This is a genomic window from Kitasatospora sp. NPDC023120, from assembly GCF_055560835.1.
In genome coordinates, this window is the sequence record NZ_JBVHHY010000013.1 from 175,188 (window position 1) to 198,105 (window position 22,918).

The following is a 22,918-nucleotide window of genomic DNA, read 5'->3' on the forward strand; positions in this document are numbered from 1 at the left end:
ACCGCCCCGGTCCGCCCCGGTCCCATCCCGGCCGCATACCCGCCCGATCCGTCCTCTTTCCTTCCGGTTGGGCCGGAGTTCGCCGCTGGTTAGGGTGGAACCGTGCCCAGCCCCCAGCCAGGACACCGCACCGTGCGGACGGCGGTCGCCGTCCTGCTGCTGCTCAGCGCCGTGGCGTACACCGCCTGGGTGCTGGAGGTCGTGCTGAGCACCGGTCTCGACCCGGTGCAGGCCTACATCAGCGAGCTCGCCGCCGAGGACCAGCCGCTGGGGGGCCTCCTCCGGGCCACCGACCTGGTCGCCGGGATCTGCCTGCTCGCCGCCGCGGGCACCGCCCTCGCGACCGGCCTCGCCGCCGGGCGGGCCGATGGCGGGGCAGGGGGCTCCCGCTGCTGCCGCCGGGTGGTCGTCGGCTGGTCCGCCCTGTCCCTGTTCGGTGCCGCCACCGTCGCCGACTCCCGGCTCCCGCTCAGCTGCACCCCCACCAGCGACGAGATGTGCGCCGCCCGGGAGACCGCCGGGCTCGTTCCCGCGACCCACGCCGCGCACGCCGTCACCAGCAGCCTCGCGATGGTCGGCGCGCTCACCGCGCTGGTCACGCTCACCGTCGCCGCCCGCCGTTACGGCTGGTGGCCGCCGGTGCGCGGGTTCGGGCCCTGGCAGCTGGGCGCCGAACTGCTCGCCACCGGCTGGAGCCTCGCCGCGATCGCCGCCTTCCAGGCCGGGCGCGGCACCTGGGCGCTCGGGGCCGGACAGCGGCTGCAGGTGCTGCTGGTCGCGCTCTGGCTGGCCGTCCTGGCCGTGAGCGTCGCCCGGTCCGCCCGGTCCGCCCGGTCCGCCCGGTCCGCGAGGCCCGCCCGGCCGGACGGGTCGACGGCGGCGGAGGACCCGGCACCGACCGGGCCGCTCCCCGGGCGGAGGCGGGCATGACCACCCCCGGTACCCCCGACGACCCCCGCGTCCCCGACGACCCCGGCACCCGGGCGCAGTTCCTGCGCATCGACGGCGTCCCGTTGCACGTGCGCACCGAGGGCAGCGGCCCGGTCTGCCTGCTCAGCGGAGGTCTCGGCAGCAGCTGGTTCGACTGGGACCTCGTCGTCCCCTTCCTCGCCCCCTACCGCACCGTGGTCCGCTTCGACCGGCCCGGTTACGGGCTGAGCGCCGCCGAGCCCGCCACCGGGCGGCCCGCCCCGACGGCGATCGGCGAGGCCGGGCGGATCCGGGCGGTGCTGGACGGCCTCGGGCTGCGCGAGCCCTGCACCGTCGTCGGCCACTCGCTGGCCGGCTTCCACGTCGAGGCCTTCGCCCGGCTGCACCCCGAGCGGACCGCCGGGCTGGTCCTGGTCGACAGCAGCGTGGAACCGGCGGCCCGCCCGTACCCGGCGCCCGGCGCGCGCGACCTGGCGGTCCGGGCGGCGGCCGGCGCCGCCACCGCCCTCGCGGTGCCGTACCTGCTGGGCCCGGCCGCCCGGCGGACGGCGGCCCGGCTGTCTACCGTCCGCCGCGAGGACCTCGCCCCGGCGCCGCTGGTCTGGCACTGCTACCGCACCGGCCGGGCCCTGCGCGCGCTGCTGCGGGAGAACGCCCGCTACCTCGACGTGGCGGCCGAGCTGGACGAGCTGCGGCGCACCAGGCCGCTGCCCGAGGAACTGCCGGTCACCGTGCTGGCCGCCGACGACGGCTGCCGGACCCGCCGCACCGAGACCTGGCTGGCCGAGCAGCGGGAGCTCGCGGCGCTGCTCGGCGCCGACTTCCGTACGACGGCCCCGGCCGGGCACCTGGTGATGTTCGACCGCCCGGACGCGGTGGCCTCGGCGGTGCTCGACACGAGCTGAGGCCCACCGCCCCGGAAACGCCTCAGGCCGCCCACCGGAGTGGACGGCCTGAGGCGTTGCCATGTGCGCCGCCAGGGACTCGAACCCCGGACCCGCTGATTAAGAGTCAGCTGCTCTAACCAACTGAGCTAGCGGCGCTTGCTGACGTCGAAGACATTACACGGCGCGGGCCCGTTCCACCGAATCGTGGGCGACTGATCACCCAGCGTGAACACTTGCGGGCGGCTCCGGGTGGTGGCAGGCCGCCTGGTGGTCCGTCCGCGCCGTGCCCGGGGCGTCGCCGGTCAGGGGCGGGCGCTCCTGTTCGCAGCGGGCCCGGTCCGCCGGGGCGGTGAGCCCGGCGTAGCGGGGGCAGCGGGTGCGGAACGGGCAGCCGGTGCGGCGTTCGGTGGGGGAGGGCGGGTCGCCGGCGAGCAGGATGCGGTCGCGGGCGCGCTCGGCGGCGGGGTCGGGGAGCGGGACGGCGGAGAGCAGGGCGCGGGTGTACGGGTGGCGGGGGCGGTCGAAGACCGCGGAGACCTCGCCCTGCTCGACCGTCCGGCCCAGGTACATCACGCTGACCCGGTCGGCGAGGTGCCGGATCACCGAGAGGTCGTGCGAGACGAACAGGTAGGAGAGCCCGAGCTCCGCCTTGAGCGCCTGCAGCAGGTTGAGCACCCCGGCCTGGATGGAGACGTCCAGCGCCGAGACCGGCTCGTCCAGCACCAGCAGCTTGGGGCGGACGGCGAGCGCCCGGGCGATCGAGACGCGCTGGCGCTGGCCGCCGGAGAACTGGTGCGGGTAGCGGACGGCGTGGTCCGGGTCGAGGCCGACCTGGCGCAGCAGCTCGGGCACCCGGCGGGCGATCTCCGCGCGGGGGGTGCGCTGGGCGAGCAGCGGTTCGGCGACGATGTCGCCGATCGGCATCCGGGGGTCGAGGCTGGCCATCGGGTCCTGGAAGACGATCTGCAGCTCGGCGCGGAGCCGATGGGCCTCGGCCCGGGTGAGCTTCGCGGTGTCGTGGCCGAGCAGTTCGATCCGGCCGGTCTCGGGGGCGCCGAGCCGCAGCAGTTCGAACAGCGTGGTGGACTTGCCGGAGCCGGACTCCCCGACCAAGCCGAGGGTCTCGCCCTCCCGCAGGTCCAGGTCGACGCCGTCGACGGCGTACACCTCGCCGACCTTGCGCTTGAACACCGCGCCCTTGAGCAGCGGAAACGTTTTGCCCAGGCCGCTCACCGCCAGCACCGGCGCCCGGTCGGAGCGGTCGGAGCGATCGGACGGCTCGGAGCGGGCGCCGCCACCATCGGCGGCCGCCGGCAGCTCCGGCACGGGGTAGACCTCGGCCGGCGCGGGCCGCCGCTCGGCGAGCTCCGCCGACCGTACGCAGGCCGACAGGTGCCCGTCGCTGCCCTCCAGCACGGGCTCCGCCGTCGAGCAGCGCTCCTCCGCCAGCGGGCAGCGCGCCGCGAACGGGCAGCCCGGCGGCAGCTCGGCCATCGGCGCCGGGGCGCCGGGGATCGGCACGAGCGGACCGCCGCGGCCGTCCAGCCGGGGCAGCGCGCCGATCAGCCCGAGCGAATACGGGTGGTGCGGGGCCGCGAACAGCTCGTCCACACCGGCCGTCTCGACCACCCGCCCGGCGTACATCACCGCGACCCGGTCGGCCGTGCCGGCGATCACCCCGAGGTCGTGGCTGACCAGCACCAGCGCGGCGCCGGTCTCCCGACGGGCGGTGCGCAGCACGTCCAGCACCTGGGCCTGGATGGTGACGTCGAGCGCGGTGGTGGGCTCGTCGGCGAGCAGGATGTCGGGCTCGTTGGCGACGGCCATGGCGATCATCGCGCGCTGGCGCATGCCGCCGGAGAACTCGTGCGGGAAGCTGTCCAGCGCCCGGTCGGGCGCCGGGATGCCGACCAGGTCGAGGAGTTCGGCGGCCCGGCGGCGCGCGGTGGCCTTGTCCACCCGCTGGTGGATGCGGACCGCCTCGGCGATCTGGTCGCCGATCCGGTAGACCGGGGTGAAGGCGGACAGCGGGTCCTGGAAGACCATGGCGACCCGGCGGCCGCGGATCGCCGCGAGCTCCTTGCCCGGCAGCCCGACCAGCTCCCGTCCGTCCAGTCGCACCGATCCGCTGACCCGCGCCGTCCCGGGCAGCAGCCCGAGCACGGACAGTGCGGTGACGGACTTCCCGGAGCCGGACTCGCCGACGATGCCGAGGGTCTCGCCGCGCCGCAGGCTGAGGTCCACCCCGCGGACGGCGGGGACCGGGCCGTGCGGCCCGGCGAAGTCCACCCGCAGGTCCCGGACGGCGAGCAGCGGGGTGTCGAGGGCGGTGGTTCCGGCGGTGGCGGTGGTGGTCACGGGCGCTTCCTACGGGGGCGGCGGGGGCGACGGCGGGGCGCGGCCCCGGAGGTGGGGTCGAGGGCGTCGCGCAGCCCGTCCCCGATCAGGTTGACGGCGAGGACGAAGACGACCAGCAGCCCGGCGGCGAAGTAGAACAGCCAGGGGAACACCGGGGCCTCGCTGGTTCCGGCGGCGAGCAGGGTGCCGAGCGAGACGTCCGGCGCCTTGACCCCGAAGCCGAAGTAGGAGAGCGCGGTCTCGCTCATCACGGCGCCGCCGACCGCGATGGTGGCGTCGATGATGAGGAAGGAGGCGACGTTCGGCAGGATGTGCCGGCTGATGATCCGCAGCGGGTGCACCCCCATGAACCGCGCGGCGCGGACGAATTCGCGCTCGCGCAGGGAGATGGTCATCGAGCGGACCACCCGGGCGGTGATCATCCAGTTGAACAGGGCGAGCAGCAGGACGAAGGCGATCCAGCCGGCGCTCTTCAGCCGGGACGAGACGATGGTGATGATCAGGAAGCTGGGGAAGACCAGCAGCAGGTCCACCAGGAACATCAGCGCCCGGTCCGCCCACCCGCCGAAGTAGCCCGCGCAGGCGCCGACCAGGGAGGCCAGCACGGTGGAGAACAGCGCCACCAGCAGGCCGATGACCAGCGACTTCTGCAGCCCGCGGACGGTCTGCGCGAACACGTCCTGGCCGACCCCGTTGGTGCCGAACCAGTGCTCGGCGGAGGGGGGTTGGTGCAGTGCGGAGAAGTCCGGGGCGGCGTAGTCCCAGGGCGTGAGGTACGGGCCGCCGAAGGCGAGCGCGAACAGCAGCAGGACGATGACGGCCCCGGTGACGGCGCCGCGGGCGGCGAGCAGCCGGGTGAGGACGAGCCGTCCCCGCCCGGCGGCCCGGGGCACGGTGGCCGCGACGGGGGGCTCGGCGGCGGACTCGGCGACGGTGGTGGTCATCTCGGGTCTCCTCCGGTCAGGACCGCACGCGCGGGTCGAGGGCGGCGTGCAGGGTGTCGGCGAGGAAGCCGGAGGCGAGGACGACGACGGCGGTGAAGAGGTTGACCGCCACCACGGAGTTGACGTCCTGTTCGTTGATCGACTGGATCAGCCACTCGCCCATGCCGTGCCAGCCGAAGATCGTCTCGGTGAAGATCGCGCCGGTGAAGATGCCCAGGAAGCTGTAGGCGAACATGGTCGACATCGGGATCACGGCGGTGCGCAGTCCGTGCCGGAGCAGCGCCTGCCGGCGGGTGAGCCCCTTGGCCTCCGCGGTGCGCAGGTAGTCGGAGCCGAGCACGTCGAGCATGGTGCCGCGCTGGTAGCGGCTGTAGGTGGCGAGGCCGCCGAGGGCGAGCGAGATGGTGGGCAGCAGCAGGTGCAGCGCCCAGTCGGCGAGATGGGTGCCGAGGCCGCCGGTGAGCCCGGGGGTCTCGTAGCCGGTGAACGGGACGACGTCGTGGCCGGCCGCGTCCTTCGCGGCGATCGCGCCGTTCTTGAGGAACAGCGCGACCAGGAAGACCGGGGTGGAGAGCAGCACGAAGGACAGCACGGTGAGCAGCCGGTCGGAGATCCGGTACTGGCGCACGGCGCTCCAGGCCCCGGCGGCGACGCCGAGGACCATGCCGAGCAGGCTGCCGATCAGCAGCAGTCGCAGCGAGACCCAGACCCGGCGGCCGAAGTCGTCGTTGACCGGGGTGTCGTGGATGGTCCGGCCGAGATCGCCGTGGAGCAGCCCGCCGGCCCAGTGGCCGAAGCGCTCGACGACCGGGGTGTGGTCGTTCAGGTTGAGCGCGGTGAGCTGGCGTTCGACCGATTCGACGGCCGGGCGGGGGACCTTGGCGTCGAAGTAGGTGCGCGGCTGCAGGGCGGTCGCGGATATCGCGTACGCCAGGAACACGGCGGCGATCAGCAGGACCGCGTAGTAGCTCAGTCGCTTCGCCAGGTAACGGAGCATCAACGGCCGCCCGGGGTGGCGGGGGCGGGGCCGACGCGTCTGGTGGGCATCGGGTGGCGGCTTTCGGTCGGGGCCCGGTCGGGGCGGGTGGGGGCAGGGAAGTCAGGGGAGTTGGGGAAGGAGCAGGTCAGAGTGTTGCACCGGCGCGCGGCGGCTGTGTTGCAACGGCATTGCCGCGCGTGACTTTTGGATCAGGTGTTCGCTCCTCCCCCTGGTGGCGGCCCGGATCCGCTGTTACGTTCTGCTCGCCCGGCGCCGAATTGGCTGCCCACGTTCAAGCCCCGCCACACCTCGCGCGGCACAACTCGTGCGGCACGACGCACACGACACGACCCGCACAGGCATCACCCGCACGGCATCACCCGCACGGCACGACGCGCACGGCACGACTCCCGCACGGCGCGACACCCGCACCGAAGACCTCACCAGGGGGACCCTCATGGACGCTTCCACCACGGCCCGTCACCTCGGCCGGGCGACCGCCCTCGCCGTCGCCGTCGCGCTGGCGGCCACCGCGTGCACCTCGGGCGGGGGAGGTTCGGCCGACAGCGCGGCCAAGAGCGAGGCGCCGAGACAGGGCGCCAACGACCTCAACCCCAAGCCGCTGGACCAGGTCAAGGACGGCGGGGAGGTGCGCTTCCCGCTGTACCAGTGGATCACCCAGTGGAACCCGTTGCAGGTGGACGGCTACTACGGCTCCGCGGTCTCGATCATGCGCAACCTGGAGCCCTCGCTCTTCAACACGGACGCCGCCGGCACCTTCGTGCCCAACCCCGACTACCTGGTGGAGGCCAAGGTCACCTCGACCTCGCCGCAGGTGGTCACCTACAAGCTCAACCCCAAGGCCAAGTGGTCGGACGGCAAGCCGCTCGGCTACCTGGACTTCAAGGCCGACTGGCAGACCGCGGGCGGCAAGGACCCGGCGTACAACGTCTCCGACCCGTCCGGCTACGAGCAGATCTCCGCGGTCGAGCAGGGTGCCGACCCGACCGAGGTGAAGGTCACCTTCGCCGAGCCGTACGCCGACTGGCAGAACCTGTTCCGCCCGCTGATCCCGGCGGCCGGCATCTCCACCCCGGACGACTTCAACAAGGGCTGGGTGGAGAAGATCCCGATCACCGCGGGCGCGTTCAAGGTCGGCACGGCGGACAAGACCGCGCAGACCCTGACCCTCGTCCCGGACCCGGCCTGGTGGGGCACCAAGCCCAAGGCCGACAAGATCACCTTCCGGGTGATGTCCCAGTCGGCGACGACCCAGGCGTACCTCAACAACGAGATCGACTACGCCGCGGCCGGCACCGCCACCGCCTACGGGCAGCTCAAGAACGCCAAGGACACCACGATCCGCAGCGCCAGCCCCTGGGACGAGGTGCACATCTCCTTCGGCGGCACCGGCGCGCTGGCGGACCAGCGGGTCCGCCAGGCGCTCGGCAAGGCACTGGACCGCTCCGCGCTGATCAAGATCGCCAACAACGGGGTGCCGGTTGAGTTCAAGCCGCTCGGCAACCACATCTTCATGCCCAACCAGACCGGCTACCAGGACACCTCTGGCGAATGGGCCAAATACGACCTGGCCACCGCCAAGAAGCTGCTGGACGAGGCGGGTTGGAAGGAGGCCGGCAGCGGTCAGCCGCGCACGAAGGACGGCGGGGCGCTGGAGCTGCACTGGGTGGTCAACGAGTCCACCCCGCAGGCCCAGATCGACCTGGCCACCGCGGCGGTGGCGATGTGGCAGGCGGCCGGCGTCAAGGTCAGCCTGGACAAGGTGCCCGCGAACGACTTCTTCACCAAGTACGTGAACCCGGGCAAGTTCGAGATCGCGAGCTGGCGCAACACCGACTCCTTCCCGCTGTCCAAGAGCCTGACCAACTTCCGGCTGCCGGTGGGCGACAACAGCTTCAGCAACCCCTCCCGCCTGGGCAGCCAGGAGATCGACGACCTGCTGAAGAAGGCGGCCGGGACGGTCGACCCGGCGGAGGCCGCGAAGCTCTACAACCAGGCGGACGCGAAGATCTGGGAGCTCGGCCACACCGTCGAGCTCTACCAGCGGCCTGAGGTGGTGGCGACCCGCAAGGGCCTGGCCAACTACGGGGCCTTCGGCCTCGCGGGCGAGGACTACAGCAAGGTCGGCTGGGAGAAGTAGCGGCCGCGACGAGCCGGGCCGCACGGCAGGCGCTGGCGAGCAGCGCGGTGATCACGAGACCGGTGGTGCGCACAGGGGAAGGTCGGCTCCGCCGCCCCCGCTGTCCCGCCACCCGCCTTGACCTTCCGCGTTGCCCGCAGGCCGCCCGTGTCATGGGGCCCCGCAGGGCCCGCGCTCTTCCGACCGGGGATGAATCTAGCGGCGCCCCGGCCCCGCGCGGCGCAGCGCGCGGGGCGCGTCCGGAAACCCGCAGTGCTGTCACCCGGTTCGCGCACCGAAGCGTCAACTGGGGCTGACGGCAAGGAAAAAAGGGACATAAGGGGTCATCGAACCGGGAGCGCCACGTGTTCCGCCCGGAGCCCCCGGAGGGCGGGCGGTCCCGACCGCCCCGGGCCGAAGGGCTCAATCCCCGGCGCACGCGCCGCGCCGGTGCGTGCGCCGGGCCCGGGGCGCTGCCAGGATGCGCGGGACGACCCAGCCCTCCCGACTCCGGAGCAGCCCCGATGGCCAGTGATCCCGCGGCCGCGGCACCCCGCGGGCACCACGTCGACCCGCCGCCGGTGCGCCGGATGGTCCCGCGCGACCGCGACGAGCCGCACCGGGTCGCCACCCCGCTGGAACTCTTCTTCGACCTCTGCTTCGTGGTCGCCGTCGGCCAGGCCGGGCGCGAACTCGCCCACTCCCTCGTGGCCGGTCACTACGGAGACGGGCTGCGCGGCTACGTGCTGGCCTTCTTCGCGATCTGGTGGGCCTGGATGAACTTCACCTGGTTCGCCTCCGCGTACGACTGCGACGACGTGCCGTACCGGGTCACCACGCTGGTGCAGATCGCCGGCGTGCTGATCCTCGCCGCCGGGGTGCCCCGGCTGTTCGCCACCCAGGACCTGGCGCTGGCGATCACCGGGTACGTGGTGATGCGCCTGGCGATGGTGACCCAGTGGCTGCGCGCGGCGGCCGGGGAGCAGGGCGAGGCGCGCAAGGTCGCGCTGCGGTACGCGGCGGGGATCACGCTCTGTCAGGTCGGCTGGGTGGCGCTGCTGTTCCTGCCGCACGGCGCCCGCCCGTACCTCGTCCCGATCGGGGTGCTGTGCGAGCTGGCGGTGCCGGTGATCGCGGAGCTGCGGATGCAGACCTCCTGGCACCCGCACCACATCTCCGAGCGGTACGGGCTGTTCACCCTGATCGTGCTCGGCGAGACCGTGGCGGCGGCGACGGTCGCGGTGCAGTCGGCGGTGGACGAGCACGAGGAGCTGGGCCGACTGGTGCCGGTGGCGATCGGCGGCCTGCTGATCTGCTTCTCCGCCTGGTGGATCTACTTCGCCCGACCGGTCCACGAGCACCTGCGCTCCAACCGGCAGGCCTTCGCCTGGGGTTACGGGCACTACGTGGTGTTCGCCTCGGCGGCGGCGATCGGCGCCGGGCTGGAGGTGGCGGTGGAGTCGGCGGTGCACAAGGTGGAGATCTCCGAGACCGCCGCCACCGCGACCGTCACCGTGCCGACCGCGGTCTACCTGGTCACGGTCTGGTTCCTGCACTCCCGGCACACCAAGCGCGGTGCGGTCGCCCAGTCGGTGGCGCCGGTCGGGGCCGCGCTGGTGCTGGCCTGCACCGCGTTCGGCGCCTCCGGGGTACTGGCGGCGGGCCTGGTCTGCGCGCTGATGGTGGCGGTGGGCGTGCTGATCCACAGCCGGGAGACCGGGGGCCGCGGAGCGGCTGAGGCGTCCTAGCCGCGCCCCGGCCGCACCGGTTCAGCCCTGCCCCGGCCGCACCGGTTCAGCCCTGCCCCGGCGGCACCGGTTCAGCCCTGCCTCGGCGGCACCGGTTCAGCCGCGCCCCAGCAGCACCGGTTCGTGCCGCGCCAGCCAGGCCAGGTAGGGCGGGTTGACCCGGGCCAGGTCCAGGTAGGCGGCGCGCAGTTCGCCGTACAGCGCGTCCAGGGCGGGTGGGCTGAGCGCGCGCGGGCGCCAGGTGAACAGCAGCCGGACGGCCAGCGGGTCCCCGTCCACCGGGCGGACGACCGTGCCGGGCCCGGGCGGGGAGGTCGGCTGGCAGGGGCGGACGGCCTCGCCGGAGGCGACCAGCTCGGCGGCGGTGGCGTTGTCCCGCACCTGCAGCACCCGGGGGTTGAGCCCGGCCTCGCTGAACACCCGGCGCATCGCCGCGTACTCGTGGTCGGCGGTCGGGTCGACCATCCAGGTGTCCTCGGCGAGGTCGGCGAGGTGGACGACCGGGCGGGCGGCGGCCGGGTGCCCGGCGGCGAGCTCGACGTACTGCGGCTCGCGGGCCATCAGCACCCGCTGCTCGGCGTCCGGCGGCACCCGCAGCGGGAAGCCCTCGCTCTCGTGCACGAAGGCCACGTCCAGCTGGCCGGCGGCGACCATGCGCAGCAGTGCGCTGGCCGAGACGTCGACGTGGATGGTGGTGTCGGTGTCCGGCAGCCGCTCGTGCACCCGGCGCAGCCAGGCCGCGACCGCCCGGCTGCCGACACTGCCGATGCGCAGCCGCCGCTGCCGGCCGGGCCCGGTCGCTTCGCGGGCCTCCTGGCGGGCGGCGGCGACCAGCGCGGCCATCTCGGTGATCACCGGCCGGGCCCGGGAGAGCACCGAGTGGCCGAGCGGGGTGGGCCGGCTGCCGGTCTGCTCACGGGTGAACAGGGTGCCGCCGATGGCCCGTTCGATGCGGTGCAGCTGGGTGGTGAGGGAGGGCTGGGTCATGCCGAGCTGGAGCGCGGCCTTGCGGAGGCTGCCGCTGTCGGCAATCGCGCACAGCACCCGCAGGTGTCTCACGTCGAGCTCCACGTCGGGAGCATAGACGCCATCGCGTCATCTCGCCAAGGACATGACACTCGGTCAAGTGTGCGGCGGCGGAACGGGCGATGGACCGTGCGACGGATCCCCACCGGTATGCGGCGGTGCTATCGCCGGTTGACATCATCCGCGACGGACCCGGGCGGGTCGAAGCTCGGGGGCAGCAACCCGCCCCGGCCACCGGTCGGGGCGGCCCCCACCGTGCGCCGCCGCCGTGCCCGGCCCCCACCGGCTCCGGCGAGGTCGGCGCACCGCGAATTCGGAGCCCCCACATGAAGCGATCCGTGCTGTCCGCCGGCCTGGGCCTCGCCCTCGCCGCCGGCCTCGCGACCCTGCCCGCCACCGCCGTCGCCGCTCCGGCCGCTCCTGCCGTGCCCGTTGCCGCGACGGCCGTGCAGGGCTACACCCCGGCGACGTACGCCGGTCCGGCGGCGCAGGCCACGGAGGCCGCGAACAACCGGGCCTTCTTCGAGGCCGTGGTGGCCTCGGTCAAGGCCAAGCGGGCCGCCAACCCGTGGCTGCGGACCGTCACCGTCACCTACGACACCGCCAACGCGCCCTCCTTCACCGGCCAGATCGCCACCGCCGCGCAGATCTGGAACAGCTCGGTGCGTAACGTGCGGCTCCAGGAGACCGGCGGCAACGGCGACTTCTCGTACTACGAGGGCAGTGACAGCCAGGGTTCCTACGCCAGCACCGACGGGCACGGCCACGGCTACGTGTTCCTCGACTACCAGCAGAACCAGGAGTACGACTCGGTGCGCGTCACCACCCACGAGACCGGGCACGTGCTCGGCCTGCCCGACGACTACTCCGGCCCGTGCAGCGAGCTGATGTCGGGCGGCGGCCCCGGCCCCTCCTGCACCAACCCGTACCCCGACGCCAACGAGCGCAGCCAGGTCGACTACCTCTGGGCGAACGGTCTTGCGGCAGTGAACCCGGCAGCCCGGTAGGCGTGTTCGGGTGGGGCGGGCCGCCCGGCCGGAATCGGGCGGCCCGCCGCTCCGGGTACTTCCCCGCCTCGGAGCCTAGCCGCCCCCGGAACGGAATGCCAGGGGCACGATCGAGTCAAGAACAGGGAAAGACGGCTCAATTCCGCGGGGACGCAGGGGTATTGCACGGAGCTATCGCGGATTGACATCATCCGCGAGCCCGCCGGGCTGCCCGAAGCTCTGGGGACATCACCCGTTGACCAGGTGTCCCCCCAAGCCGGCCCCAACCGGCCACGGCACCACAGGAATCGGAGACCCCCACATGAAGCGATCCGTGCTGTCCGCCACCCTCGGCCTCGCCCTCGCGGCCGGCCTCGCCGTGCTGCCCACCACCACCGCCGCGGCTGCCCCGGCGGCCCCGGCCGCGCAGGGCTACACCGCCTCGACCTACGCCGGTTCCGCCGCCGAGACCGCGGACAACCAGGCCTTCTTCCAGGCCGTGATGGCCTCCGCGAAGGCCAAGCAGGCGGCGAACCCGGGCCTGGCGACCGTCGTGGTCACCTACGACGCCAGCTCGGCACCGACCTTCCGCACCCAGATATCCCAGGCCGCGCAGATATGGAACAGCTCGGTCACCAACGTCCAGCTGCGGTCCGGCTCGGCCGCCGACTTCCGCTACTACGAGGGCAACGACAGCCGCGGCTCGTACGCCAGCACCGACGGCCACGGGCGCGGCTACATCTTCCTCGACTACCAGCAGAACCGGCAGTACAACTCGGTCCGGGTGACGGCCCACGAGACCGGGCACGTGCTCGGCCTGCCGGACCACTACTCCGGCCCGTGCAGCGAGCTGATGTCGGGCGGTGGCCCCGGCACCTCCTGCACCAACCCCTACCCGAACGGCACCGAGCGCAGCCGCGTCAACTCCCTCTGGGCGCGCGGCTGACGTCACCGAGCACCCCCGGACCGGCCGTACACCGCTGCGGCCGGTCCGGGGTGTCGTCGGTTCGGGTGTCGACGGTGCGAGCGCTGTCGGCACGGGCGTCGTCGGTGCCGCGTGCGAGCATGCGGTCGAGACCCGTCCGCCCCGACCGCGAGGTGCCACCGCCATGTCCCGTTCCGCTCCCGACAAGCTCGCCGACCTCCCGTACGCCGAGCTGCTGAGCCCGCACACCGGACGGCTGCGCAGCGACGAGCGCTACGACACCGTGCACTTCGACGGTGGCGAGCACACCGACGAGTCCGCGACCGGGGCGACCTTCCTGGAGTGCGCCTTCACCGGGGTCGCGCTGAGCGGGCTCAAGCTGCGCCAGGCCCGGTTCAACGAGGTCTGGGTGCAGGCCGGCCGCTGGGTGGCCTGCGACCTCAGCGACACCGAGTGGCAGGACAGCGCCTTCGTCGGCGGTGTGCTGGCCGGGGTCGCAGGGTACGGCTCGGCGCTGCGCCGGGTGGTGTTCCGCGGCTGCAAGCTGGAGGCGGTCAACCTGCGGGCGGCCGTGCTGCGGGACGTCGTCTTCGAGGACTGCCTGCTGCGCGACGTGGACTTCGGCGAGGCGAAGCTGACCGGGGTGTCCTTCCCCGGTTCGACGCTGGAGGAGGTCCGGCTGCGCGGCGCCACGCTGAGCAAGACGGATCTTCGCGGAGCCGTCCGGCTCGGGCTGACCGACGGCCACCAGGGTCTGCGTGGGGCGGTCATCAGCTCGACCCAACTGCTGGAGCTGGCACCCCAGTTCGCCCAGGCGCTGGGGATCGAGGTCAAGGACCGCTGACGCCGGGGGAGAGCCAGGCGTGCTTCCCGGCGCTACGGACGTCCGGTTCGGCCAGCACGTCGCGCTGGTCCTGGGCGCGGATCGCCGGTGCGGCGCCGAGCCGGACGAAGGTGGCCTGGTAGTCCGACCGCTCCCCGGCGGAGCCGAGCAGCAGGGAGATCCGGACGAGTTCGTACCCGTCGTTCACCCAGTAGTCGGCGGTCTCGGGGGTGTCCGGTGGCACCGCTGTCGCAGGCAGCGCGGCGGCGACGGTGTGCGGGGCGAACCCGTTCGGCTGCGGGTAGCGGCCCGTGGTGCGGTAGTGCGCGACGGTCGTTCCGCCCAGGTTCTCGGTGCCGGCCTTGGTGAGCGTCGGCTCGTCGGCGGCCCGGCGCAGTTCCGTCACCGGGTCGGCGATCCGCGCCATGACGTCGAAGGTCGGGCTGGGCAGCAGCGGTGACTCGGCCAGGCGGATCAGTCTCTCGTGGCGCTTGCCGTCGTGGTCGGCCTTGACCTGCCCGAAGTAGGCGACGTCGTCGACCACGCGGAGCAGGGAGCCCATGCTGCCGTAGAACTCGAGGGCCGGTCGGGCGCCCCAGTGGGCGTACCCGGCGCCGCCGATGTCCGAGGCGTCCGGTTCGGTGGGGTCGGCGAGCCGGATCACGCCGTTCCCGGCGTGCCGCATGGCGTCCGCCGCGGCGCGGAGCTCGGCCGAGGGCCCGTCGGCCTGACGCGTGGGCGAGGTGACCGCCCCGGTGGCACAGCCGCTCAGCGTGATGGCCAGCAGCGCGGCCGCGGGCAGGGCAAAGCGCGCCAACTGCATGGATTTCCCCCCAGGTTCGCACGGCGGGCATCAGCATGGCAGAGAAGTTGAACGCGTTCAACATTGTCGATGGCGTGCCCGTGCCGGGCCCCCGCGTTCAGCCGGGCGTCGCTCGGTGACGCCCGGACGAACGGTGGTGACCCCTCGGCGAACAGTCCGCCAAACCTGGTGCACGCATCTGGTGGACCGCTCCGTTCGGGGTGGAAACTGCTCCGCGATCGAGTGAGCCCCGACTTGTGTACACAACATTGCCACCGAAGGGACGGGCCGGGCTGATGGCCGAGCTGAGTCGTAGGAAGTTCGTCACGCTGTCCGGAGCCGCCGCGGCCGGCCTCGCCGTGGCCGGCACCGGTACGGCGGGCGCCGCCCCGAGCGCGGTCTCCGGCACGGCGCTCAGCGCCACCGGCACCATCAACGACGTGCAGCACGTGGTGATCCTGATGCAGGAGAACCGCAGCTTCGACCACTACTTCGGCATGCTGCGCGGCGTGCGCGGCTTCGCCGACCGCAGCGCCATCCAGATCGCCGGCGGCTACAGCGTCTTCAACCAGCCCAACGGCCTGTTCAACCGTCAGTACCCGTGGCAGTTCAGCCTCACCAAGCCGGCCGGCGGCGCCGACCCCGAGCGCCTCGCCCAGTGCAACGGGGACCTCTCCCACGGTTGGGGTGATCAGCACAGCGCGTGGAACAGCGGCAAGATGGACAACTGGGTCTCCGCCAAGGGCAACGTCCGCACGCTCGGCTTCCTCACCCGCCAGGACATCCCGTTCCACTACGCGCTCGCCGAGAACTGGACCATCTGCGACGCCTACCACTGCTCGGTGCTCAGCGCGACCGGCCCCAACCGTACCTACCACTGGTCCGGCCAGATCGACCCCTCCGGCGCCGCGGGCGGCCCGGCCTACGACGGCGGCGACGAGAAGGGCTTGCGCTGGCAGACCTACGCCGAGGCGCTGGAAGGCGCCGGGGTGAGCTGGAAGGTCTACCAGAACGCCGCCGACAACTACGGCGACAACGCCCTGGCCTACTTCAACCAGTTCTCGAGCGCCCCGGCCGACAGCCCGCTCGCCGTCAAGGGCATGGGCTCGGTGCCCAAGGTCACCGGCAGGACCCCGGACGACATCGTCGCCGCGATCAAGGCCGACGTGCTCAACGGCACCCTCCCGCAGGTGAGTTGGATCGTCCCCGACCAGGGCTCCTCCGAGCACCCGTACGCCACCCCGGCCGACGGCGCGCACTTCGTCCACAATGTGATCGACGCGCTCAACGCGGACCCGAACGTCTTCAACTCCTCCGTCCTGTTCGTCAACTACGACGAGAACGACGGCTTCTTCGACCACGTCCCGCCGCCGGTCGCCCCGGCCGGCACCCCCGGCGAGTTCTACAACGGCACCAACATCGGCCTCGGCTTCCGCGTCCCGATGATCGCGATCTCGCCCTGGACCCGCGGCGGCTGGGTCAACTCGGAGACCTTCGACCACACCTCGGTGCTGCGCTTCCTGGAGGCCTGGACGGCCGCCCTCGGCAAGCCCGCGCAGTGCGTCAACATCAGCGACTGGCGTCGCCGCGTCTGCGGCGACCTGACCAGCGTGTTCGACTTCGCCAACCCGGTGTACGGCCTGCCCGCCCTGCCCGACACCTCCCAGACCATCGGCCTGTCCGCCTGCGGCCCGCTGCCCAACCCGGCCCCGGTCAACAACCAGCTCCCGGTGCAGGAGTCCGGCACCCGCCCCGCGCGGGCCCTGCCGTACCAGCCCAACGCCAACCTGGACCACCTCGAGTTCGGCTCCGCCGGGGTGATGAAGGTCTGGATCAGGATGGACAACGCGGGCACCGCCACCAAGTCCGCCCACTTCGCGGCGTACGCCAACGCCTACCGCAGCGGCGGCCCCTGGCAGTACACGGTGGACCCGGGCGGCAACACCAGCGACTTCTTCAACTGCGGCACCGGCTTCGGCGGCGGTCCGTACGACCTCTCGGTGGTCGGCCCCAACCGCTTCCTGCGCCGCTTCAAGGGCGACGCCACGAAGGCGGGCAAGAACGCGGCCGTCACCGCCTCGTACGCGGTCGAGCCGGGCACCGGCAAGCTCGCGGTGTACTTCACGTTGGCCAACTCCGGCAGCACGCCGATGACTTTCACCATCGCCTCCAACAACTACCGCACGGACGGCCCCTGGACGTACCGGGTCCCGGCCGGCGGCAGCGTCAGCGACTACTTCAACGCGGTGGCCTACACCAACGGCTGGTACGACTTCACCGTGACGGTGGACGCGGACGCCGGCTGGTCCCAGCGCTTCACCGGCCACCTGGAGACGGGTGCCCCGAGCGTCACCGGCTGATCGCCGATCCCGCAGAGCGGTACCGCAGGCCCCACCACCCGCCGCGGGTGGTGGGGCCTGCGGCAGCTCACCCGTACGGCCCCCGGGGGAACCACGGGTCGTGGACCTCGCAGGGCCCGTACGGCGTCAGCAGGGTGAGGGTGTGCTGTCCGGCCGCGTACTCGGCGAGCTGTACCGAGCCGTGCCGGGTCTCCAGCTCGGCCTGCACCGGCACCGGCAGTTTGCCGAGCGCCCGCCGCAACTGCAGGGCGTCGCGGCGGCTGACCGGCTGCGGGGAGCGCAGCACCAGCCGCAGCGGACTCAGCGCTCCGGTGACGGGCACCCCGCTGCCGAGTTCGTAGCCGACCGCGCCGATCGGGCCCCAGGGCATCCGGTGGTCCTCGACCAGGCGGCCGACCTCCGGCAGCAGGGCCAGCGAGGGGATCCCGGTGAGCCGCTCGGGGGCGAGCCGCGCGCGACGTTCGGGCAGCTGCTCGGGGCGCAGGGTCCGGGCGACCGCCGCCCAGGGGGCGAGCGCGTCCAGCCGCTGTCCGGGGCGCGGGCCGCGTACGGTCACCGGGAACCAGAGTTCGGGTGCCGCCTCCGGGTCCCGGGTGCAGCGCTGCGGGTGCGGCAGGTCCACCGGGTTGCCGACCACGGCGGGTGCCCGGCCGACCGTCACCCAGGGGTGCGCCCGCAGCACCGCGCGTGCCCAGTCCGGCAGCTCGCCGCCGGCGAGGGGCCGCAGCGAGCCGGGGCACTGCATCAGCAGCAGGTCGTGCGCTCCGGGCAGCCGCCCGTCCAGTGCGGCCAGCGGGCCGACCCGTCGGCGCGGCCCGTCGTGCAGTTCCTCGGTCGAGTTCCTCACACCGCCACCCTGCGCCTGCCGCGGGCCCCCGGCTACGGCCCTTGGGCGTGTTCGGCAGGGACCAAAGGCTCAACGTGCGTCCGCGGACCCCCGGTGTGAGAGTGGGGGCAGCCCGGAATTCCGGCATTCCCTCCGGAGGAGGAGTCATGGGCATCTTCGACAGGTTGTTCCACCGGCCGCCGCAGCACGAGGCCACCGGCGAGGGCGCCGCCCAGCGGGCCGCGCTCGCCCACGACGAGGCCGCCGACGCGTTCGGCAACGAGGTCGAGCGCAAGCGGGAGACCGAGGAGCGGCTCGCGCAGGAGGACGCCGACCGGCGCGCCGCCGAGAACATGACCGCCGAGGGCGACCCCTGGGACTGAACCCCCAGGGCATCACCCACGGCATCACCCGGGGGGCATCACCGGGACATCGGCCCGGGGCGTCACCGCGCCCGCGGCGGCAGCGGCGGGCGCCGCAGGTCCGGCCGGGGAGTGTCGGAGGGCGGGGGCGCCGCGGCGGGCGCGTCCTCCAGCAGCTCCAGCGCGAGCTGAACGGCGACGACCAGTTCGGGGTGGCGCCCCCGGGCCCAGTCCCGCGGGGAGCGCAGCACGTGCACGTCCGGCTCGACGCCCCGGTTCTCCACCGACCAGCCGAGCCCACCGCCGAACCAGGAGGCGTTCTTCGGCACCGAGATCTGGGTGCCGTCTCCGAGGGTGTGCCGCCCGGACATCCCGACCACTCCGCCCCAGGTGCGGTTGCCGATCACCGGGCCGAGCCCGAGCAGCTTGATCGCCGCGATGATCACGTCCCCGTCCGAGCTGGTCGCCTCGTCCGCGAGGGCCACCAGCGGGCCGCGCAGCGCGTGTCGCGGCCAGCGGACCGGCTGGCGGTCCCGGGTGAAGTCCCAGGCCAGGACGTGCCGGGTGAGCTTCTCCAGCACCAGCTCGGAGACGTTGCCGCCCGCGTTGCCGCGCACGTCCAGGACCAGCGCGGGCTTGTCCAGCTCGCGCCGCAGGTCCCGGTTGAACTGCGCCCAGCCGGAGCCGCCGAGGTCCGGGATGTGCAGGTAACCGCACCGCCCGTCGCTGAACTCCCTTACCAGGGAACGGCGTTTGGCCACCCAGTCCTGGTAGCGGATGGGCCGCTCATCGGTCAGCGGGGTGACCGCGATCCGCCGCACCGGGCCGTCCGGGTCGCCGCGCAGGGCCAGCTCCACGGTGGTCCCACCGGTGCCGGCCAGCAGCGGCAGCGGTCCGCGCACCGGGTCCACCGGGCGCCCGCCGACGGCGAGCAGCTCGTCGCCGTCCCGTACGCCCTGGGCGGCCAGCGGCGCGCGGGCGCGCGGGTCGGAGGACTCGCCGAGCAGCACCCGGTCGACCAGCCAGCGGCCGTCGGGGGAGCGGTGGGCGTTGGCGCCGAGCAGGCCGAGCGGCTGCTGGGCGAGCGAGGGCCCCTCGGCCCGCCGGGACGGGGTGACGTAGGCGTGTGAGGTGCCCAGCTCGCCGAGGAGTTCGCGCAGCAGGTCGGCGAAGTCGTCGGGTGAGCAGACGCGTTCCAGCAGCGGCTCGTACTGGGCGACCAGGGCGGGCCAGTCCAGGCCGGACATCCGCTCGTCCCAGAACTGGTCCCGGACGATCCGGGCCGCCTCGTGGTAGGCCTGGCGCCACTCGGCGGCCGGGTGCACGGTGTGGCTGATCCGGCGCAGGTCGACGCTGCTGCCGGCGGAGGGGGCGGAGACCGGGACGACCCGGAGCGTCCCGGCCGAGTACACGGCGACCGAGCCGCCGTCCCCGGAGACCGCGTAGCCGTCCAGCTTGTCCACCAGCGTGCTGCGGGTCCCCCGGGCCAGGTCGAAGTACTCCAGCGAGGGGCGGCCCGAGGTGTCCTCCGGACTGGCGAAGGTCTGCCCGAGGGTGCCGGAGATCGGCCAGCGCAGCCAGACCAGGCCGCCGCGCACCGCGTCGGTGGCCGAGTACTTGGAGGCGATCACCGGGAACTGCAGCAGCCGCTCGCCGATGCCCTCCGGCTCGACCAGGACGGTGCCGTCGCCGCCGCCGTCCCCGCGCGGGGCGCCGTCCTCGACCGGCGCGGCGAACGGCGAGGGCGTGTCGGCGGTGAGCGGGACGAGGTACGGGCGGCAGCCGACCGGGAAGGAGAGGTCGCCGGTGTGCACGTCGTGAACGGGGTCGAAGCCGCGCCAGGACAGGAACGCCAGGTAGCGGCCGTCCCTGGTGAACACCGGCTGCTCGTCCTCGAAGCGCCCGTCGGTGACCTCGGTGATCGGCCCGGGCGCCTCGGCGCGGGTCAGCCGGATCCGGCGCAGCGAGCGCCCGGCGACCGGCTGGGACCAGGCGATCCAGTGCGAGTCGGGGGAGAACCGGGCGCTGGAGACCGGCCCGTACTCGGAGCCGGCCACCTCGCGCACCTCGCCGTCGGCGGCGGAGACCAGCAGCAGCCGCCCGTCCGAGGAGCAGGCGGCGAGGCGGCTGCCGTCGGGGGAGGCGGTGAGCTCCAGGACGCGGCCGAGCCGGCCGGCGGCGAGCACCCGGTGGCGGTGCTGCCCGGCCGCTGCCTCGTGCCCGGGCAGCGGCACCACCTCGATCGCGTCGGCGCCCTCCGCGTCGGTGATCCAGGCCGCCTCGCCGGTGTGCCCGAGCATCACCGGCAGCCTGGTCCGCACCCCCGGGGTGTCGGCGAGCGCGCGGGCCGGGCCGTCCTTGTGGGTGAGCCAGTACTGGCTGCCGCGCACGGTGACCACGCCGGCCCGGCCGCTCTGGTCGCAGGCGAGGTCCTTGACCTGCGTCGCGGCGCTGACCTGGTACGGGCGGCGGCCGGCCCGGGCGCCGCCGAGCGGGACGTGCAGCCGGCGCGGGGCGGGGGCGTCCAGGCCGTCCAGCAGCCAGAGGTCGCCGGCGTGCTGGTAGACGATCCGGGTGCCGTCGGTGGCGGCCTCGCGGGCGTAGTAGGAGGCGTGGTCGGTGTGCCGGCGCAGGTCGGTGCCGTCGGGGCGGCAGGAGTAGAGGTTGCCGATGCCCTCGTGGTCGGAGAGGAAGGCGACCCGGCCGCCGACCGGCATGGGCGAGGCGAGGTGCCCGGTGTGGTCGGGCAGGATCCGCTCGCCGTCCACCCAGAGCCGGCCGACGGCGCCGCCCCGGTAGCGCTTCCAGGCGGCCGGTTCGTGCGGGGCGGAGCCGGTGAGCAGCACGGTCCGCTCGCGGCTCATCTGGGCGTCGCCGACCGGGCCCCAGGGCATCCGGCGGCCGGGGGAGCCGTCCGGGGGGAGGGCGTGCGCCCAGGTGTAGTGGCCGAAGGGCTCGTGGAAGGAGGTGACGGCCAGCACCTCGCCGTCCGGCAGCCAGCCGCGCACCCGGGTGTCCTGGCTGCCCCAGAAGCTGAGCCGGTGCGCCTCGCCGCCGTCGACGGGGGCGGTCCACACCTCGGGGGTGAGGCTCAGCCAGCTGGTCCAGGCGAGGGTGCCGCCGTCGGGGGAGAGGCGGGGGTGGCTGACCCGGGTGCGGTCGCAGGTGATCCGCCAGGCCCGGCCGGTGACGGCGTTCCCGGCGTCCAGCGGGGCGACCCAGACGTCGTCCTCGGCGGTGAAGGTGAGCAGGCCGCCGTGCAGGTGGGGGTGGCGGAGGTAGCCGGGCGGGGTCACCCCTCCATCCTTCGACGGGCTGTCACACCCGGCAACCGGAAGCAGTGCTCGCGACTCCCTGACCGGTCTGGACCATTGACACCGTACGGCCGGATCCACTTCAGTGGTCTAGTCCAACTAGGGTGCCAGGCCGGGCCGTTCCCCCCACTGGCGCGTGCTCCGGCGTGCCCTCGGACGTCCCCCACGACCGCGCCGTCGCAGGAGCTCCCGGGACCGGTTCGGCGGTCAGGAGTTCTCGAAGAACTTCGACGGGTACTTCGGCCGCTGACCCGACGTCCCGCCCGCGGGACCGTGCTTGAACCTGACACCGGTGTGAGGTCCAAGCATGGTCCCCATGGCGACCACACAGCTCCCGACTCCGGTACCCCGCAAGCCCTTTCCGCTCCCGTCCCTGCTGGCCCTGGCGACCGCCGTCTTCGTCACCGCGCTGACCGAGAACCTGCCCGCCGGGGTGCTGCCCGGCATGGGCGAGTCCCTCGGTGTCAGCGAGTCGGCCGCCGGACAGACCGTCACCGTCTACGCGATCGGCTCCGCGGTCACCGCCATCCCGCTCACCGCGGCCACCGCGGGTCGGGGCCGCAAGCGGCTGCTGCTCACCGCGATGGGAGGCTTCGCGGTGGCCAACACGGTGACCGCGGTCTCCGGCGACTACCCGCTCACCCTCGTGGCGCGCTTCCTCGCGGGCGTCGCGGCCGGCCTCGCCTGGGCGCTGCTGGCCGGGTACGCCCGCCGGCTGGTGCCGGTCGAGCAGCAGGGCCGGGCGATGGCCGTGGCGATGGCGGGAGTACCGGTGGCGCTGTCGCTGGGAGTGCCGGTCGGCACCTTCCTCGGACGGATATTCGCCTGGTGGGTGCCCTTCCTGGCCATGACGGCACTGGCGGTCGGCGTGGTCGGCTGGATCACGGCGGTGCTGCCCGACCAGCCCGGGCAGCCGGGCGGTGAGCGCACCCCGGTCCGGCGCGCGCTCACCGTGCCCGGCGTGGTGCCGGTGCTCGCCGTGACCGTGCTCTGGGTGCTCGCGCACACCATCCTGTTCACCTACATCGCGCCCCTCCTCGACCGGGCGGGCCTCGGCGGCGCCACCGGCACCGTGCTGCTGGTCTTCGGCCTGGCCTCGATGGCGAGCATCTGGCTCACCGGCGCCCACATCCACCGCCGGCTGCGGCAGCTGACGATCGGCGGCGCGCTGCTGCTCGCGGTGACGGCGGGCGCCCTCGCGCTGTGGTCCGGCAGCGCGCCGCCGGTGTACCTCGCGGCACTGCTCTGGGGCCTGGGCTGGGGCGGCGCCCCGACCCTGCTGCAGACCGCCCTCGGCGACGCGGGCGGAGAGCAGGCGGACGCCGCCCAGGCCGTGCTGGTGACGCTCTGGAACGCCGCGATGGCGGGCGGCGGAGTGGTCGGCGGCGTCGTCCTGGGCGCCCTCGGCACCGGCGCCCTGCCATGGACGGTCCTCGCGCTGACGCTTCCCGTCCTCGCCGTGACCGTCGCCGCCCGCCGCCACGCCTTCCCGCCGGAGCGGCCCTAGC

At 73.7% G+C, this 22,918-nt stretch carries 17 protein-coding genes and 1 tRNA gene; 10 read left to right on the plus strand and 8 right to left on the minus strand.

The genetic code is table 11. The features are described from left to right. Window positions 1-102: 102 nt before the first annotated feature. Window positions 103-930, plus strand: coding sequence for a DUF998 domain-containing protein (locus tag ACZ3TI_RS20930; protein WP_465728228.1), 828 nt, complete (start codon window positions 103-105; stop codon window positions 928-930). Continuing rightward, a complete protein-coding gene (locus tag ACZ3TI_RS20935) occupies window positions 927-1,835 on the plus strand; it encodes an alpha/beta fold hydrolase (RefSeq protein WP_465728230.1) in 909 nt (302 codons plus the stop codon). Before ACZ3TI_RS20930 ends, ACZ3TI_RS20935 begins: the two co-directional genes overlap by 4 nt. A gap of 64 nt (window positions 1,836-1,899) precedes the next feature. On the opposite strand, the gene ACZ3TI_RS20940 is transcribed toward ACZ3TI_RS20935, so the two are convergent. The 4 genes from ACZ3TI_RS20940 to ACZ3TI_RS20955 all read right to left on the minus strand — a co-directional run bounded on the left by ACZ3TI_RS20940 (window position 1,900) and on the right by ACZ3TI_RS20955 (window position 6,116). Next, a tRNA-Lys gene (locus ACZ3TI_RS20940) sits at window positions 1,900-1,973 on the minus strand. 60 nt (window positions 1,974-2,033) lie between these two features. Further along, window positions 2,034-4,175 carry an ABC transporter ATP-binding protein gene (locus tag ACZ3TI_RS20945; protein WP_465728232.1) on the minus strand — a complete coding sequence of 714 codons (2,142 nt, stop codon included), beginning with the start codon at window positions 4,173-4,175 and terminating at the stop codon, window positions 2,034-2,036. Beyond that, a complete protein-coding gene (locus tag ACZ3TI_RS20950) occupies window positions 4,172-5,119 on the minus strand; it encodes an ABC transporter permease (protein WP_465728234.1) in 948 nt (315 codons plus the stop codon). The genes ACZ3TI_RS20945 and ACZ3TI_RS20950 overlap by 4 nt, the downstream gene beginning before the upstream one ends. Before the next feature lie 16 nt (window positions 5,120-5,135). Then, a complete protein-coding gene (locus ACZ3TI_RS20955; RefSeq protein ID WP_465728236.1) occupies window positions 5,136-6,116 on the minus strand; it encodes an ABC transporter permease in 981 nt (326 codons plus the stop codon). A gap of 439 nt (window positions 6,117-6,555) precedes the next feature. Between ACZ3TI_RS20955 and ACZ3TI_RS20960 the strand changes: the two genes are divergently transcribed. Together ACZ3TI_RS20960 and ACZ3TI_RS20965 are read left to right on the plus strand one after the other, a co-directional pair. After that, a complete protein-coding gene (locus tag ACZ3TI_RS20960; protein ID WP_465728238.1) occupies window positions 6,556-8,259 on the plus strand; it encodes an ABC transporter family substrate-binding protein in 1,704 nt (567 codons plus the stop codon). A 503-nt stretch (window positions 8,260-8,762) separates the two neighbouring features. After that, complete coding sequence (locus tag ACZ3TI_RS20965; RefSeq protein ID WP_465728240.1) at window positions 8,763-9,986, plus strand: low temperature requirement protein A; 1,224 nt, start codon at window positions 8,763-8,765, stop codon at window positions 9,984-9,986. Between the two features lie 96 nt (window positions 9,987-10,082). Here ACZ3TI_RS20965 and ACZ3TI_RS20970 read toward each other — a convergent pair whose 3' ends face one another. Beyond that, on the minus strand, window positions 10,083-11,057 hold the full coding sequence (locus ACZ3TI_RS20970) for a LysR family transcriptional regulator (RefSeq protein WP_465728242.1): 975 nt from the start codon (window positions 11,055-11,057) through the stop codon (window positions 10,083-10,085). A gap of 281 nt (window positions 11,058-11,338) precedes the next feature. Between ACZ3TI_RS20970 and snpA (ACZ3TI_RS20975) the strand changes: the two genes are divergently transcribed. The 3 genes from snpA (ACZ3TI_RS20975) (at window position 11,339) to ACZ3TI_RS20985 (ending at window position 13,767) form a co-directional block, all read left to right on the plus strand. Continuing rightward, window positions 11,339-12,019: a snapalysin gene (snpA, locus tag ACZ3TI_RS20975; RefSeq protein WP_465728244.1), complete on the plus strand. Its 681-nt coding sequence runs from the start codon at window positions 11,339-11,341 to the stop codon at window positions 12,017-12,019. 301 nt (window positions 12,020-12,320) lie between these two features. Then, entirely contained in the window at window positions 12,321-12,944 is a 624-nt protein-coding gene (snpA, locus tag ACZ3TI_RS20980) for a snapalysin (protein ID WP_465728246.1), read from the plus strand. A gap of 163 nt (window positions 12,945-13,107) precedes the next feature. Continuing rightward, complete coding sequence (locus ACZ3TI_RS20985) at window positions 13,108-13,767, plus strand: pentapeptide repeat-containing protein (protein WP_465728248.1); 660 nt, start codon at window positions 13,108-13,110, stop codon at window positions 13,765-13,767. Here the strand turns inward: ACZ3TI_RS20985 and ACZ3TI_RS20990 are convergent. After that, entirely contained in the window at window positions 13,754-14,563 is an 810-nt protein-coding gene (locus tag ACZ3TI_RS20990) for a hypothetical protein (RefSeq protein ID WP_465728250.1), read from the minus strand. The genes ACZ3TI_RS20985 and ACZ3TI_RS20990 overlap by 14 nt on opposite strands. 281 nt (window positions 14,564-14,844) lie before the next feature. Here ACZ3TI_RS20990 and ACZ3TI_RS20995 point away from each other — a divergent pair, with 281 nt between their 5' ends. Then, window positions 14,845-16,908, plus strand: a complete 2,064-nt coding sequence (locus ACZ3TI_RS20995; protein WP_465728252.1) for a phosphocholine-specific phospholipase C — start codon at window positions 14,845-14,847, stop codon at window positions 16,906-16,908. 67 nt (window positions 16,909-16,975) lie between these two features. Here the strand turns inward: ACZ3TI_RS20995 and ACZ3TI_RS21000 are convergent, their stop codons facing one another. Then, window positions 16,976-17,755, minus strand: coding sequence for a phosphoribosyl-dephospho-CoA transferase MdcG domain-containing protein (locus tag ACZ3TI_RS21000; RefSeq protein WP_465728254.1), 780 nt, complete (start codon window positions 17,753-17,755; stop codon window positions 16,976-16,978). A gap of 146 nt (window positions 17,756-17,901) precedes the next feature. On the opposite strand from ACZ3TI_RS21000, the gene ACZ3TI_RS21005 reads away from it, so the two are divergent. After that, window positions 17,902-18,117, plus strand: a complete 216-nt coding sequence (locus ACZ3TI_RS21005) for a hypothetical protein (protein ID WP_465728256.1) — start codon at window positions 17,902-17,904, stop codon at window positions 18,115-18,117. A gap of 62 nt (window positions 18,118-18,179) precedes the next feature. Here the strand turns inward: ACZ3TI_RS21005 and ACZ3TI_RS21010 are convergent, their stop codons facing one another. Continuing rightward, entirely contained in the window at window positions 18,180-21,392 is a 3,213-nt protein-coding gene (locus ACZ3TI_RS21010; protein ID WP_465728258.1) for a S41 family peptidase, read from the minus strand. Window positions 21,393-21,726: 334 nt separating this feature from the next. Between ACZ3TI_RS21010 and ACZ3TI_RS21015 the strand changes: the two genes are divergently transcribed. Next, window positions 21,727-22,917 carry an MFS transporter gene (locus ACZ3TI_RS21015; protein WP_465728260.1) on the plus strand — a complete coding sequence of 397 codons (1,191 nt, stop codon included), beginning with the start codon at window positions 21,727-21,729 and terminating at the stop codon, window positions 22,915-22,917. Window position 22,918: the final 1 nt, after the last annotated feature.

Bases quoted from the DNA above. Each gene is read 5' to 3' on its own strand.
- snpA (WP_465728246.1), top strand. From the start codon at position 12,321: ATGAAGCGATCCGTGCTGTCCGCCACCCTCGGCCTCGCCCTCGCGGCC.
- ACZ3TI_RS21015 (WP_465728260.1), top strand. From the start codon at position 21,727: ATGGCGACCACACAGCTCCCGACTCCGGTACCCCGCAAGCCCTTTCCG.
- snpA (WP_465728244.1), top strand. From the start codon at position 11,339: ATGAAGCGATCCGTGCTGTCCGCCGGCCTGGGCCTCGCCCTCGCCGCC.
- ACZ3TI_RS20985 (WP_465728248.1), top strand. From the start codon at position 13,108: ATGTCCCGTTCCGCTCCCGACAAGCTCGCCGACCTCCCGTACGCCGAG.
- ACZ3TI_RS20935 (WP_465728230.1), top strand. From the start codon at position 927: ATGACCACCCCCGGTACCCCCGACGACCCCCGCGTCCCCGACGACCCC.
- ACZ3TI_RS20950 (WP_465728234.1), bottom strand. From the start codon at position 5,119: ATGACCACCACCGTCGCCGAGTCCGCCGCCGAGCCCCCCGTCGCGGCC.
- ACZ3TI_RS21005 (WP_465728256.1), top strand. From the start codon at position 17,902: ATGGGCATCTTCGACAGGTTGTTCCACCGGCCGCCGCAGCACGAGGCC.
- ACZ3TI_RS20955 (WP_465728236.1), bottom strand. From the start codon at position 6,116: ATGCTCCGTTACCTGGCGAAGCGACTGAGCTACTACGCGGTCCTGCTG.
- ACZ3TI_RS20995 (WP_465728252.1), top strand. From the start codon at position 14,845: ATGGCCGAGCTGAGTCGTAGGAAGTTCGTCACGCTGTCCGGAGCCGCC.
- ACZ3TI_RS20960 (WP_465728238.1), top strand. From the start codon at position 6,556: ATGGACGCTTCCACCACGGCCCGTCACCTCGGCCGGGCGACCGCCCTC.
- ACZ3TI_RS20965 (WP_465728240.1), top strand. From the start codon at position 8,763: ATGGCCAGTGATCCCGCGGCCGCGGCACCCCGCGGGCACCACGTCGAC.